The following is a 14,120-nucleotide window of genomic DNA, read 5'->3' on the forward strand; positions in this document are numbered from 1 at the left end:
TAACTGTGGCTGGGAAGATGCGGCAAGTGATCATGGCGAATGTTTAAATGATCAAAACTTGCTAGCATTTGAGCATGAAGACGGAAGAGCGGCATCGGCTGATCGGTGAGCTGCTGCGCCACCGCGCCGAGGTTTCGGTGGATGAGCTCACCGAGGCCTGCGACGCGTCCGGAGCCACCATCCGCCGCGACCTTGAAGTGCTCGCTACCCATGGTGTCCTGCGCCGGGTCCATGGCGGTGCCAGGAGCCTGATTGTCCGCGGTGAAAACCCCGGCTACGGGCAGCGCGAACTCGAGGACCAGGCCGTCAAAGTCAGGATCGCGGCGGCAGTGGCTGGCCTGATCCGGGACCGGGAACACGTCTGGCTGGACAGCGGAACCACAGCCACGGAAATCGCCAGGACCCTGCGCGGCCGTGAGCTGACCCTGATGCCCATGTCCGTGCGCTCCCTGACCACCGTGACCGACGACGATCCGAACGCCGGCCGGCGGCCCGCCCTGCTCCTTCCCGGAGGCAGCCTGGTCCCCGGGGAGCTGTGCTTCCGTGGCCCGCTCGCGGAGGCCAACATCAGGTCCCTGCGCTTCGACACGGCCGTTGTCACACCCTGCGCGCTGAACCTCAAGGACGGCCTCCTTGCCCACGACCTCGAAGACGCGGCGGTCAAAAGGGCAGGCCTCGAATCGGCCGCCCGCGTGATCGTGGCCTGCGCCGGTTCCAAATGGAACGCCAACGCAGTGGCCCTGGTGGCCGCCCTTGATGCGGTGAATGTGATCGTGACAGACAAAGACCTCAGTGCGGAAGAACTCGCACACCTCAACAAGCTCCCGGTGGAAGTAGTGAAAGCATGAGCACCAACACCCGCACCACGGCCAGTCCCTCCCTCAAGGCGGCGGCGGCCGCCACATTCATCGTTTTCGGAATCAATGGACTGGTCTTCGCCAGCTGGGCTGCCCGCATCCCTGCCGTCACCGAGACGCTGCACCTGACATCCGGCCAGATGGGCACCCTCCTGCTCTGCACCGCTGTCGGCTCGCTCCTCGCGCTTCCGACGGCGGGCCTCGTGGTGGGCAGGATCGGAACCGCCAACACGGTGCGCGCCGCCGGCATGCTGGTGACGCTGGCCGGCGTCGGGATTGCATTGAGCCTGTCGGCCGAATCCGTTCCGGGCACCGCAGTGTGCCTGTTCTTCTTCGGCATCGGCATCGGGCTCTGGGACGTCTCCCAGAACATCGAAGGCGCCGACGTTGAGCACAAGATGCGACGCACCATCATGCCGCAGTTCCACGCCGCCTTCAGCGGCGGAGCCTTCGTGGGCGCCCTGATCGGCGCCGGGCTCTCCACCATCGGAGTCGGGCTGCCGGTCCACCTCCTGGTGGTCGCCGGAGTGGTTGCCGTGGTGGCGCTGGTGACGCCGCGGTACTTCCTGCCGCACATCGCCGCGGCAACACCTGCCGACGGCGAGCCCAAGGCTGCCAAGGGACCCTCCGCCTGGCGGGATGGACGCACGCTGCTGATCGGCGTGGTGGTGCTTGGCGCAACCCTCACCGAGGGGGCAGGAAACGACTGGATCGCCAAGGCCTCCGTGGACGGTCTTGGCACTGCCGAGTCCACCGGTGCCCTGATGTTTGCCCTGTTTGTGCTGGCCATGACAGCGATGCGCTTCGTCGGCGGCAGGGTCATCGACGCCTATGGCCGGGTGGTTGTCCTCCGTGCCAGCATGGCTGCCGCCGCGGCGGGCCTGCTGCTGTTTGTGCTGGCCGGGAACGTCTGGCTGGCCGCCGTCGGTGCCGCGCTGTGGGGTGTGGGGGCTGCCCTGGCTTTCCCGATGGGAATGTCCGCCGCCGCCGACGACCCCAAGCACGCCGCGGCACGCGTTTCGGTTGTATCCACCTTGGGGTATATTTCCTTCCTCGCCGGTCCCCCGCTGCTGGGCTACCTCGGTGACCTGACCGGCATCCACCTGGCGCTGCTGGCCATCCTCGCGCCGATCCTGCTTGCCCTGCTTCTGGCCGGCGCCGCGAAGCCGCTGCCCGCCAAATAGCTGCACTCCACCCTGCCGCGGGGGAATTGCTCCCGGCGGTAGGGTGGGGTCATGCAGAGGAAGCGACGCAGGGGACAGGGCTTGATCAGCCGCATCGACCGGCATCTGGTCCGGGGGGTTTCGGCGTTCCCCGGCGGAAACCATGACGTCTTTTTTCGGCGCCTGTCCGCGTCCGCCAACCACGGAAAGCTGTGGATCGGTGCTGCCGCCATCATGGCGGCCTTCCCCGGAAAACCGCGCCGCGCAGCCCTCCATGGCCTGATCGCCCAGGCCGTTGCGTCCGCCGTGACCAACGTGGGCTTCAAAACCCTTTTGCCCCGCGCCAGGCCCTTGCCGGAACACCTTCCCGTCTTCCGGTTCGTGCATCCGCAGCCCACGAGTTCATCCATGCCATCGGGACACTCGGCATCCGCCATTGCTTTTGCAGTGGGCGCCGGACTGGTCAAGCCGGTGCTGGGCGCTGCCCTGGCGCCTGTGGCCGCTGGCGTTGCTTATTCGCGCGTCCATACCGGGGCGCATTGGCCCTCGGACGTGTTCTTTGGCTCGGCCATCGGTGCGGGCGCCGCCCTGGTCACCCGGAAATGGTGGCCCGTACGCCCGCCTTTCCCTGACGTGAGCCGCACGTCGACCCCTGCCCCGGCACTGCCCGGCGGTGCCGGGCTCAGTATTGTGGTGAACACCCTCGGCGGATCGTTTACGGCCGAAACAGCCGCCGCCCTCCAGGAAGTATTCCCAGAGGCGCATATAAATACGGTGGAGGCCGGCGAGGACCTCGTGGCCGAAATCCAGGCCACCGCCACCTTCCCCGGAACGGTGGCCCTGGGAGTCTGGGGCGGGGACGGGACCGTGGGCACCGCGGCGGCGGCCGCCATTGAACATTCGCTGCCCCTGTTGGTCCTGCCGGGCGGCACGCTCAACCACTTCGCCCGTGACGCAGGGATCGGCAGCCTGAAGGAGGCCGTGGGCGCCGCCAGCCGTGGCGAGGCCGCCATGGCGGATGTAGGCATTGTCACCGTCGAACGGGGCATGGCCGGGAATCCGGAGAAGGCAGAACTGATCATGCTGAACACCGCGAGCATTGGCCTCTATCCCAACCTGGTCCGGCGACGCGAAATGCTGCAGCCCGCGCTGGGCAAACCGCTCGCTGGCGTGGTGGCGATGTTCCGGACCTTCGCGGCGGGAACACCGACCACCCTGATCGTGGACGGAGTGCGGCATAAGCTCTGGATCGCCTACGTCGGCCGCGGCCGCTACTACCCCCGGGACCACGCGCCGCTGGTACGGCCGGTCATGGATGACGGAGTCCTCGACGTCCGCATGATCACGGCCGATGAGTCGTTCGCCCGGCTGCGGCTGCTGTGGTCGGTCCTGACGGGAACCGTGGCCACGTCCCGGATCACGCACCTGACCGAAGCCTCCAGCATCCGTGTCGAATCGGATGGGACACCCATGGTCCTGGCTGTCGACGGCGAGGCCCTGGCCGGGGTGCGGTCGGCGGAATTCCGCGTGGCCGGCCGCGGCCTGACGTACTACTCGCCGCAGTCCTGAGGCCGGCGTCGGAGCCCAATCATCCGTGCGGACTACCCTGATTCAACCCTGAATCATCCCTGAGACCGGCGAAATCCGGGTTCCCCGTCGGTAGCGTGGAGGGTGCACACCACATTTCCCCGCAGCCCGCAGCCCCCGGCTGCTGTTCGAAGGAACATTCCATGATTGAGGCAAAAGGCCTGAGCAAGGTCTACGGCAGCAAGACCGCCGTCGACGGCGTCAGCTTTACCGTCCGGGCCGGGCAGGTCACGGGCTTCCTTGGCCCCAACGGTGCCGGCAAATCCACCACGATGCGCATGATTATGGGCCTGGACCGGCCGACGTCGGGCACTGTGACCGTCAACGGACTCCCCTACGCCGCACACAAGGCACCCCTGCACGAGGTGGGTGCGCTGCTGGACGCCAAGGCGGTCCACACCAGCCGCAGCGCCTACAACCACCTGCGGGCCATGGCCGCAACGCACAACATTCCCACCGCGCGCGTGCACGAAGTCATTGAAATGACCGGCCTGGACGCGGTGGCCAAAAAGAAGGCCGGCGGATTCTCGCTGGGCATGGGCCAGCGCCTTGGCATCGCGGCCGCCCTCCTGGGTGACCCGCAGACCTTGATCCTGGACGAGCCCGTCAACGGCCTCGATCCTGAAGGCGTTCTCTGGGTCCGGAACCTGGTCCGCTACCTCTCCAACCAGGGCAAGACCGTCTTCCTGTCCTCGCACCTCATGAGCGAAATGGCCCAGACGGCTGACCACCTGATCGTGATCGGCCGCGGTAAGATCATCGCCGATGCCACCATGCAGGAGGTCATCGCCGGCACACGCCAGGTCCGGACACTCGTCCGCACCTCGGCCGCCACACAGCTGTCCGCCCTGCTCGCCGGCAACGGCGTGACAGTGGACCAGAACGAGCCGGAAACCCTGGAAGTGACCGGCATGGATTCGCGGCAGATCGCCCAGGTGGCGTTGGACAACAGCGTGCTGGTCTACGAACTCACTCCGCAGCTGTCCTCCCTTGAAGACGCCTACTTCGACCTCACCAAGGACGAAGTGGAATACCACTCACACCTGACCGGCGGACCTGCTGGCGCGTTTGCCCCGGCTGGGGCCCCGGCAGCGGCAGGAAAGTAAGGACGATGACCACCATGACTGAGACCCAAACTTCCCCGCTCCCGCCGCGCGCCCGCTCCACGGCCGGAACCCGCGGCGTGACCTTCGGCGGTGTCCTGCGCTCCGAATGGATCAAGCTCTGGTCCTTGATGTCCACCCGGATCCTGCTCCTGCTGACCCTCGCGGCCATTGTCGGCGTCGGCGCCCTCGCCGTCCTGATCCGATACAGCTTCCTGGAACAAATGGTTAACACTGCCAAGGAGCAGGGCCAGACCATGACCCCGGAAATGCTTGAGCAGTCATTTCCGCCCGGTTCAGGCTTTGATCTCTATAACCTCCCCAACGCCGGCCTGCAGATCGGCATCCTGGTGCTGGGCTCCCTGGCCGTCCTGTTCATCTCCTCCGAGTACGCCACCGGCATGATCCGTTCCACCATGAACGCCGTACCGCGCCGGACCCCGGCCTTTGTGGCCAAGGCGATCATTCTCGCCGTGATCTCCTACGTCATCACCACAGTGGCCGCGGCGGCAACGTTCCTGATCGCCATGCCGGTGTTCCAGGGACTGGGATTCGACCTCGACTGGTCCACCGACGGAGTCATATACAGCATCTTCACCGGCGGGCTCTATGTTGCCGGCGTGGCCCTGATCGGTCTTTCACTGGGCGCGCTGCTCCGCAACTCCGCGGGCGGAATCACTGTGCTGGTGGGCATGTTCTTCGTCCTGTCCATCGCTGCGAGCTTCATGACCTTCATCCCCGGTGACTTCTGGAAGTACGTGCCGCAGTACATCCCCAGCGAAGCCGGCGGACGGTTCCTGTCCATTGGCCACACCGACGGCATCATCGATCCCTGGCACGGCGGCCTGATCTTCCTGGGCTACGTTCTCCTGTTCCTGATCCCGGCCATGATCGTCCTGAAGAAACGCGACGTCTAGGCTGGAGCTAGGCTCAGACCATGAACGAAGCGGCAACACTTAAGGACGCGCCGGCCGGACAGGCCGACGCGTCCTTCGCCGAAATCACGGCCAAGCGCCGGGGCCTGCTCCGCCGCTACCTGTACCACCATCCCCGGGTGATGGACGGTGTGGTGGTCCTGAGCTACGCCGTGCTGGTGGCTCCCACCGTGGCGGACGCCGTCACGTCGGGCTCGTGGCTCGCCGCGGCGCTTCTCTTTGCCGTGGCCGGAGCCCTCTTTTTCCGGCGCCCGTACCCCGTGGCGCTGGTGGCTTTCATCGCGGTGGTCGAAGTGGCGGTCACGCTGCTTCACCCCTGGGGGTCCAACGTCTCGGCCGGCCTGTGGTTTTCGCTGTACGCGGTGGCCGTGGTTCACACGCGCCGGTTCGCGCTGGTGACGATGGCTGTGGCCACTGCTCCGCTGGCGCTCCTGTACCTGCTGGCCGCCGTGGGGCCCATGGAGAACTCCTTTGTCCACGACGCCGGCGGCAACCCGGGTGCTTTCCACCTCCTGACCAGTATCGCTACCGGGGCAACCATTGCCCTGTCCAACGTCATCGCCACGGGAATCGGCATCTCCGTGCGGCAACGGCGCGAGCATGAGCAGGAAATCGCCGCCTGGGCGGCCCGGACCGCGAGCCTCGCCTCCGTCAACGAACGGAACCGGATCGCCCGGGAAATGCACGACGTCGTGGCGCACTCGCTGACGGTGATGATCAGCCTGTCGGACGGCGCCGCCGTCGTGGTTCGGAGAAGCCCCGACCGCGCCGGTGATGTGCTGGGTGAACTGTCCCGGACGGGCAGGAACGCCCTGGCGGACATGCGGCGCGTGCTTGGCGTCCTGCGGGACGACGCAGCGGGGACTGCGCCGCGGCAACCCCTCGCGTCCGGTGACAGCCTTGGCAAACTCCTCGAAGGATTCCGCACCGCGGGCCTGCCGCTGCACTACTCCCACACCGGCCCTGCGCTGCCCGACGATGCAGCGTTCCAGCTGACCGTCTACCGGATCGTGCAGGAGTCGCTCACGAACGTCCTGCGCTACGGGAGGTCGCTGGGGCGCGTGGATGTGGGAATTGTCCGGGCTGGCGCAAAGGTCACCATTGACGTGCTCGACGACGGCACCGGGCTCACGGGCCCTGGAACCTCCGACGGCGGCGGGCCGGGTTCCAGCTCCGGCCCGGGCTTTCCCGGGTCAGGCCAGGGGCTGGCAGGAATGGCGGAGCGGGCCCGGATCTACTCCGGCACCGTGGAGGCCGGGCGGAGCGGCCGGGGCTGGCGGGTGCATGCCGTGCTCACCTGTCCCGATGACGAGCCCGCGGATCCGCCCAACCGTCCACGCCAACTGCAAGGCAAAAAGTGACCGAGAACCAACCGATAACCGTCCTGCTGGTGGATGACCAGCCGCTGCTGCGGATGGGCTTCCGCCTCATCCTTGAGGGCGAGGACGACCTCCACATCGTGGGGGAAGCCTCCGACGGGGCGGAGGCCGTCAGGCAGGTCCGCGAGCTCAACCCCGATGTGGTGCTGATGGATGTCAGGATGCCCGTGCTTGACGGCATCGAGGCCACCCGCGCCATCACCGCATCCGGATCCTGTGCCCGGATCATCATCCTCACCACCTTTGACGTGGACGAATATGCCTTTGCGGGGCTCCAGGCCGGCGCGTCCGCATTCCTGCTGAAGGACGTGGCGCCGTCGGAGCTGATCCACGCCGTGCATGTTGTTGCCAGCGGGGACGCGGTGGTGGCCCCGCGGGTCACGCAGCGGCTGCTGGAGACCTACGTCCGCGGCGCTGCCCGGCCCGCCCCTGCCACAGCACCGCGTGATCCGTTGCTTGAGGACCTGACGCCCCGCGAAACCGAGATGCTGGAGGCCATGGCCGAGGGCCTGTCCAACGCTGAAATCGCGCACCGTTACTTCCTGTCCGAAGCCACCGTGAAGACCCATGTCCGGCGCATCCTCACCAAGCTGCACCTGCGCGACCGCGTCCAGGCCGTCGTGTACGCCTATGAGACCGGCCTGGTAGTGCCGAGCAACCCGGATTACTGACGCGGGCGGGACCTACCTGACGCACAGGTTACGCACAGGACCGCCCTATGCAGGCGATAGGCGGGTGTCGTTTTATGGACCCATGACCAACCATCTTCCCCACCCGAATCATGACCGAGGCCTCGAATTCGACTTGTCCACCCTGATGAGCCGCCGCTCGCTGGGCATGTTCTTCGGCGCGGGCGGCGCCGTGGCGGCACTGGCTGCCTGCACGCCCGGCGGATCGACCTCCACAGCCGGCACGTCGGCGTCGACCGCCACCGCCACGGCAACGTCCAGCGCGACCGCGACGGCCACCGCCTCACCGTCGGCGACGCCCACCCTGACCCGGGCGATCGCCGAATGCACGGCGGAAATCCCGCAGGAAACCGCCGGTCCATACCCCGGGGACGGCTCCAACGGGCCCAACGTCCTGGAAGCCTCCGGCGTGGTCCGGCAGGACATCACGTCCAGCTTCGGGACGGGGTCCGCCAAGGCCGAAGGCGTGCCGCTGACCGTCACGCTGACGCTGCTCGACAACTCCAACGGCTGTGTTCCCCTGGCCGGAGCGGCGGTCTATGCCTGGCACTGCGACCGGGACGGAAAATACTCCATGTACGATTCGGGCCTGGCCAGTGAAAACTACCTCCGCGGCGTCCAGGAAGCCGATTCGAACGGGCAGGTCACCTTCAAATCCATTTTTCCGGGCGCCTACTCCGGCCGCTGGCCGCACATCCATTTTGAGGTGTTCGAGTCCATGAGCAACGCGACGGCGGCGGGGCAGGTGCTGGCGGTATCCCAGGTCGCCCTGACCCAGTCCGCCTGTGACGACGTCTACGCCACCGCCGGCTACGGGACGAGCGCCCGGAACTTTCCGCGGACCACGCTGAAGTCGGACAACGTCTTTGGTGACGACGGCGGCATCTACCAGCTGGCCACCATGACCGGATCGGCCGCCGCCGGGTACACGGCCGGTCTGAATGTGACCGTCTGACCGTAGGGGCCGGCTGCCGGGCCCTGTCCGGGCCCGGCGTTAGACTCGAGACCATGCCTTCGAATTCCAGCGCCGCAGACCACATCCAGGACCTTGGCACATACGTCAGCGCGTCGCCGTCGAGCTTTCACGCCGTCCACGAGGCCGCACGCCGGCTGGACGAGGCGGGTTTCACGGGCCTGGATGAGCTGGAACCGTGGGAAGGCGGCGCGGGCTCGTTCTACATTGTCCGCGACGGCGCGCTGATCGCTTGGGTGGTGCCGGAAGGCGCCGGACCCACCACCGGGTTCAACATCCTGGGGGCGCACACGGACTCTCCATCCTTCAAACTCAAGCCCAAGCCCACCACCGGTGCCCACGGCTGGCTGCAGGCCGGCGTCGAGATTTACGGCGGGCCGCTGCTGAACTCCTGGCTGGACCGGGAGCTGCAGCTGGCCGGCCGGCTGGTCATGCTGGACGGCACGCAGCACCTCACAGCCACCGGCCCGATGCTGCGGTTCCCGCAGCTGGCCATCCACCTGGACCGCGCAGTGAACGACGGGCTCACGCTGGACAAGCAGCGGCACATGAATCCTGTGTGGGGGCTGGGCAACCCGGCTGACGTGGACCTGCTGGCGGTACTGGCGTCGCATGTGCCCGGCGGCACCTCGGTTGATCCTGCCCGGATTGGCGGGTACGACGTCGTTATTGCGGACACGCAGCCGCCTGCGGTTTTCGGGGTCAACGGGGAGTTCTTCGCCTCCGGGCGCCTGGACAACCTTTCGGCGACGCACGCGGGGCTGGCAGCGCTGATTGCGCATGGTTCTTTTTCCGGCGGGGCAGCCGGTGCGCCCATCGCGGTCCTGGCTGCGTTCGACCACGAGGAGATCGGCTCCAACTCCCGTTCCGGTGCCTGCGGACCGATCCTGGAGGACGTCCTGGTGCGGATCTCCGACGGCCTCGGCGCAACGGTGAGCCAGCGGCGGCAGGCGCTGGCGGCGTCGTTCTGTGTGTCCGCCGATGCAGGCCACGCAGTCCACCCCAACTACTCCGAGCGGCACGATCCCGCCAACCATCCGGTGCTCAACGGCGGTCCGCTGCTGAAGATCAACGCGAACCAGCGGTACGCCACCGACGCCAACGGGGCTGCCTTCTGGGCCCGGCTCTGTGGGGAGGCGAAGGTGCCGTACCAGGAATTCGTGTCCAACAACGTGATGCCGTGCGGTTCAACCATCGGTCCGCTGACCGCCACCCGGCTGGGGATCCGGACTGTCGACGTCGGGGTTCCGCTGCTGTCGATGCACTCCGCGCGCGAGCTCTGCGGCGTGGAGGACCCGCAGCGGCTGGCTGCGGTCACGGAGCTGTTTTTCCGGACCGCTTCCTAGGCCGGGATCACTGGGGGAATAACCCCTATACCTAACAGTTCAGCCTTCGCGTAACCCCTGTACTTACCTAGGGGCGCAATTAGGGGCGGATAAAAAGTGAGTACCCACTACTCGTGACATCTTCTTTGGCCAAAACATAAGCTCGACCCACGATCAGAGTCAAAGGCAATGAGCGCTGGGCCAGAGACCAGACCATGACCGGAACGTGTTTGAAAGTCCGTTTACTGTCATGAAGTGGTGAGGCAATTGTCTATTTCCACCCAGCTTCCAATTTCGTTCTCTGAGCCGGGGCCGCTATTGCCGAGGGCGTCGATAAGCGTGGTTATTCCCACCCTGAATGAGGCCATGAATCTCCCGTGGGTCCTGCGTCGCATGCCATCGTATGTGGACGAGGTGGTGATCGTGGATGGGCGCTCCGAGGATCACACTGTCGACGTTGCCCGCGCACTCCGTGTGGATGTCGTCGTCGTGGCGGAGCACCGCAAGGGAAAAGGAGTTGCGGTCCGTGCGGGATTCGCCGCAGCCTCAGGCGACATCATCGTCATGCTTGACGCGGACGGAAGTATGGACCCCCAGGAGATTGGCTGGTTCGTCTCCCCGCTCCAGCATGACTACGACTTCGTGAAGGGGTCACGGTATGTCACTGGGGGCGGGTCAGAAGACCTGACGTTCTTACGGAATGCCGGCAACCGGGCACTCACCGTGCTGGCCAATACCGTGCTACACAGCAACTACTCTGATCTTTGCTACGGATACATAGCCTTCCGGAGGGAATGCCTGGAGGTTTTGCAGCTGGAATCGGACGGGTTCGAAATCGAAACCGAGCTGATTGTCCGCGCGGCCAGGGCCGGCCTTCGCATTGCCGAGGTGCCCAGCAATGAGCTGGACCGCATCTCGGGGGCCTCCCATCTGCAAACGTTTCGTGACGGGTGGCGGGTCCTTGGTACGCTCGCCCGGGAATGTACGTTGTGGGAGGCGCCCACAGCGGGGGCCCGGCCCGAGGCTCTCCGGCGAGTGAAGTACGCATACGCGAACGTCAGGTTTCCGCGCACGCCCACGGATCCGCAGAGCGTCCTCTCACTGGCCCAGGGACTGTAGCATGTCCACGCCCATCGACCGTCCGACCGTCTCGGTCATCATTTGCTGCTACACGATGGCGCGCTGGGAAATTTTGCTGGACGTCATAGAATCCGTCCGGAATCAAACGATGCTCCCGCTGGAGGTCATCGTCGTTGTCGACCACAATGAGGACCTGTATGAGCGTCTCCTCGCGGTAGTGGATGATGTGACCATCGTGGAGAGCACCGGTCCCCGTGGACTCTCCGGGGCGCGCAACGTAGGGGTTGAGCTGGCGGACTCCGATATCGTCGCCTTCCTGGACGATGACGCCCAAGCGGCCCACGACTGGCTCGAGCGGCTGGTCGTTTTTTATGACGATCCCGATGTGTTGGCAGTGGGTGGGCGCGTTGAACCCGTATGGGAATCCGGCCGGCCGGCCTACTTCGGCGAGGAGCTGGATTGGATTGTGGGTTGCAGTCACCGCGGCATGCCCAAGGTGGCATCCGAGGTCCGGAACGTCATCGGCGCGAACATGTCCTTTCGGCTTGAGGTTCTTCGGCGGGTCGGAGGCTTCAACATCGCTCTTGGCCGCCAGGGGACCATACCCCTTGGCTGCGAGGAGACAGAGATCTGCATTCGTTCCAAGATGGGCTCGCCCGGGTCCCGCATCGTCTATGAACCCGCGGCAGTGGTGCGTCACCATGTGCCAGCCAGCAGGGGAACAGTGCGCTATATGCTGGCGCGTTCCTGGTCGGAAGGGCTTTCCAAGGCCCAGGTCAGCGAAATCGTGGGCCACAAGCGCGCTTTGGGGCCGGAACGCCGCTACGTACGCAGCATTCTGCCACGGGCTGTTGCCTCTGGAATCCACGACTGGAGCAGGGATGGAAACCTTGGCGGGCTAGGCCGTGCCGGGGCCATCATCGCGGTTTTGTCGTTCACAGCGGCTGGGTATCTGCGGGGCCGCCGGCTTAGCCACATTTCGCCCCATCCCGTGCCCGCCCCGGTTCTCCCCGACACACGGTGGAGGGACGTCCAATGAACGAATTCGATCGTCGACCTGAGGTCACTCTCCCAACACACGCGCATAAAACTGCAGAAACACACAGGATCAGCGAGGAACGCAACGTCATGCCAACTTACAACGAACGCAGGACTCCCGGGCTTGGCGCAAGGTGGGGAAGTGGTGGCTCTGCTGGTCTTCGGCGACGCGGGTTTCGGAATATGCGGTTCCATGCATTGCTTACAGCCGTGCTGCTTGCCTTGGCCGCTCTGATGGTGCCGGGTGCGGCGTCGGCCGCTCCGGGTGATGTGGGCGTCGAGGGTCCGTCGCATTCGGGGACAGGGACGCCGACGGGTACGAAGCGGGCGACGAGCGCGTTGTGGTTCAACGACGGAAGCTGGTGGGGGAATCTGTGGGACACCGCCAGCTCTGATTTCCATATCTTCAGGTTCAATGCCGCGACGAGCTCGTGGGTCAATACCGGTGTGGCGACGGATACGCGCGCGAACACCCATCATGACGTGCTGTGGGACGGGACGACGTTGTTCGTGGCGAGCTATCGGTTCGTCAATGACGGTCTGCCGGCTCAACCGAACTTCCCGACCACGATGCGGCGCTACAGCTACGACTCGAGTAAGAAGACTTATTCGTTGCTGCCTCAGAGTTCTACAAACATCAATAACTACCGCGTTGAGGCCCTGACCATCGATAAGGACTCGACGGGTCGGGTGTGGGCCACGTGGCAGCAGGGGAACCGGATTTATCTGAATGCCACTGGCACAGATGGCAAGACGTGGGGGACGCCGTTCGCGCATCCTGCGTCGTTGAGCAACGTGTCTGTGGACGACACGTCGGCTGTGATCGCGTTCGGACCCGGCAAGATGGGTGTGATGTGGAGCCGCCAGGTCGGTGATGCCACCGACGGCATGTACTGGAGCTACCGTGCCGACAGCGGCGGAGCCCCGAACACCGGATGGACCGCTCCTGTGGCGGCGGTGTCGGGGCAGCGCAGCGGTGATGACCACATGAACCTGAAGTGGCTGGACTCATCGGGTGGTCAGGTTTTCGCCGCCGTCAAGACGTCGTTTACGTCCGCGCCTCAGCCGCTGATCCAGCTGTTGGCATTGAATGCTACGACGTCGACGTGGTCGGCGCACCCGATCGCGCCTGTGTCGGAGTGCCCGAACCGGGTGATCGTCCTGATTGATGAGAGCACGACCCCGAAGACGTTGCGTACCTTCGCTACCTATCCGAAGCCGAGTGGCACAACGAACGCTGGCGTCTGCACCAGCTCGGGGGGTGCGATCTACGAGAAGTCCTCGCCGCTGGACAACATCAACTTCACCACCGCGACGAAGACCGCTTGTATCGTGGACGCCGACCAGTATGTCCACAACGTGACGTCAACGAAGCAGAACCTCAACAGTGCGGCGTCGGGCACGACCAACAGCGGTCTGCTGTTGCTTGCCGATGTGAACGCCACAAACCGGTACTGGCACTCCTACCGCCCCAGCGGTGGTTGTGCGGCTGATACGACGGCTCCGACGGTGACGGTCACGTCTCCGACGGCTGGTGCGACTGGTGTTGCGGTGACGGCGGATGTGACGGGGACGTTCTCGGAGGCGATGAATCCGTCTACGGTCACGTCGACCACGTTCACGTTGACGGGGCCGGGGGCGACCCCGGTGGGGGCTGCTGTGTCGTACAACAGCACGGGCAACGTTGCGACGTTGAACCCGAATGCTGACCTGGCCGCAAGCACGACGTACACGGCCACGATCAAGAGCGGCTCCGCTGGGGTGAAGGATGTTGCCGGCAACGCGCTGGCGACGGACAAGACCTGGACATTCACCACGGCTCCCGCGGGTGATACGACGCCTCCGACGGTGACGGTCACGTCTCCGGTGGCTGGTGCGACTGGTGTTGCGGTGACGGCGGATGTGACGGGGACGTTCTCGGAGGCGATGAATCCGTCTACGGTCACGTCGACCACGTTCACGTTGACGGGGCCGGGGGCGACCCCGGTGGG

At 65.6% G+C, this 14,120-nt stretch carries 12 protein-coding genes; all 12 read left to right on the forward strand.

Annotation, left to right across the window (positions count from 1 at the left end; translation table 11 throughout):
* Window positions 1-74: 74 nt before the first annotated feature.
* Window positions 75-848: a DeoR/GlpR family DNA-binding transcription regulator gene (locus tag ABV518_RS06030; RefSeq protein ID WP_367765935.1), complete on the forward strand. Its 774-nt coding sequence runs from the start codon at window positions 75-77 to the stop codon at window positions 846-848.
* Window positions 845-2,041 carry an MFS transporter gene (locus ABV518_RS06035; protein ID WP_367765936.1) on the forward strand — a complete coding sequence of 399 codons (1,197 nt, stop codon included), beginning with the start codon at window positions 845-847 and terminating at the stop codon, window positions 2,039-2,041. Before ABV518_RS06030 ends, ABV518_RS06035 begins: the two co-directional genes overlap by 4 nt.
* A 51-nt stretch (window positions 2,042-2,092) precedes the next feature.
* Entirely contained in the window at window positions 2,093-3,589 is a 1,497-nt protein-coding gene (locus ABV518_RS06040; RefSeq protein ID WP_367765937.1) for a bifunctional phosphatase PAP2/diacylglycerol kinase family protein, read from the forward strand.
* Between the two features lie 161 nt (window positions 3,590-3,750).
* Complete coding sequence (locus ABV518_RS06045) at window positions 3,751-4,713, forward strand: ABC transporter ATP-binding protein (RefSeq protein ID WP_367765938.1); 963 nt, start codon at window positions 3,751-3,753, stop codon at window positions 4,711-4,713.
* Window positions 4,714-4,727: 14 nt separating this feature from the next.
* On the forward strand, window positions 4,728-5,627 hold the full coding sequence (locus ABV518_RS06050) for an ABC transporter permease (protein ID WP_367765939.1): 900 nt from the start codon (window positions 4,728-4,730) through the stop codon (window positions 5,625-5,627).
* Window positions 5,628-5,647: 20 nt separating this feature from the next.
* Window positions 5,648-7,006, forward strand: a complete 1,359-nt coding sequence (locus ABV518_RS06055) for a sensor histidine kinase (RefSeq protein WP_367765940.1) — start codon at window positions 5,648-5,650, stop codon at window positions 7,004-7,006.
* Window positions 7,003-7,695, forward strand: coding sequence for a response regulator (locus ABV518_RS06060; RefSeq protein WP_367765941.1), 693 nt, complete (start codon window positions 7,003-7,005; stop codon window positions 7,693-7,695). The genes ABV518_RS06055 and ABV518_RS06060 overlap by 4 nt, the downstream gene beginning before the upstream one ends.
* An 82-nt stretch (window positions 7,696-7,777) precedes the next feature.
* Entirely contained in the window at window positions 7,778-8,668 is an 891-nt protein-coding gene (locus ABV518_RS06065; protein ID WP_367765942.1) for an intradiol ring-cleavage dioxygenase, read from the forward strand.
* A gap of 53 nt (window positions 8,669-8,721) precedes the next feature.
* Window positions 8,722-10,032, forward strand: a complete 1,311-nt coding sequence (locus ABV518_RS06070; protein ID WP_367765943.1) for a M18 family aminopeptidase — start codon at window positions 8,722-8,724, stop codon at window positions 10,030-10,032.
* A 237-nt stretch (window positions 10,033-10,269) separates the two neighbouring features.
* Window positions 10,270-11,130 (forward strand): glycosyltransferase family 2 protein, encoded by an 861-nt coding sequence (locus tag ABV518_RS06075; protein ID WP_367765944.1) that lies wholly within the window; start codon window positions 10,270-10,272, stop codon window positions 11,128-11,130.
* Window position 11,131: 1 nt separating this feature from the next.
* Entirely contained in the window at window positions 11,132-12,130 is a 999-nt protein-coding gene (locus tag ABV518_RS06080; RefSeq protein WP_367765945.1) for a glycosyltransferase family 2 protein, read from the forward strand.
* The coding region (locus tag ABV518_RS06085; RefSeq protein ID WP_367765946.1) for an Ig-like domain-containing protein at window positions 12,127-14,120 on the forward strand (1,994 nt) is incomplete at its 3' end. The genes ABV518_RS06080 and ABV518_RS06085, both read left to right, overlap by 4 nt.

Origin of the sequence: Arthrobacter sp. HS15c (assembly GCF_040812005.1) — a bacterium.
Lineage (GTDB): Bacteria > Actinomycetota > Actinomycetes > Actinomycetales > Micrococcaceae > Arthrobacter.

Bases quoted from the DNA above. Each gene is read 5' to 3' on its own strand.
- ABV518_RS06030 (WP_367765935.1), top strand. From the start codon at position 75: ATGAAGACGGAAGAGCGGCATCGGCTGATCGGTGAGCTGCTGCGCCAC.
- ABV518_RS06035 (WP_367765936.1), top strand. From the start codon at position 845: ATGAGCACCAACACCCGCACCACGGCCAGTCCCTCCCTCAAGGCGGCG.
- ABV518_RS06040 (WP_367765937.1), top strand. From the start codon at position 2,093: ATGCAGAGGAAGCGACGCAGGGGACAGGGCTTGATCAGCCGCATCGAC.
- ABV518_RS06045 (WP_367765938.1), top strand. From the start codon at position 3,751: ATGATTGAGGCAAAAGGCCTGAGCAAGGTCTACGGCAGCAAGACCGCC.
- ABV518_RS06050 (WP_367765939.1), top strand. From the start codon at position 4,728: ATGACTGAGACCCAAACTTCCCCGCTCCCGCCGCGCGCCCGCTCCACG.
- ABV518_RS06055 (WP_367765940.1), top strand. From the start codon at position 5,648: ATGAACGAAGCGGCAACACTTAAGGACGCGCCGGCCGGACAGGCCGAC.
- ABV518_RS06065 (WP_367765942.1), top strand. From the start codon at position 7,778: ATGACCAACCATCTTCCCCACCCGAATCATGACCGAGGCCTCGAATTC.
- ABV518_RS06070 (WP_367765943.1), top strand. From the start codon at position 8,722: ATGCCTTCGAATTCCAGCGCCGCAGACCACATCCAGGACCTTGGCACA.
- ABV518_RS06080 (WP_367765945.1), top strand. From the start codon at position 11,132: ATGTCCACGCCCATCGACCGTCCGACCGTCTCGGTCATCATTTGCTGC.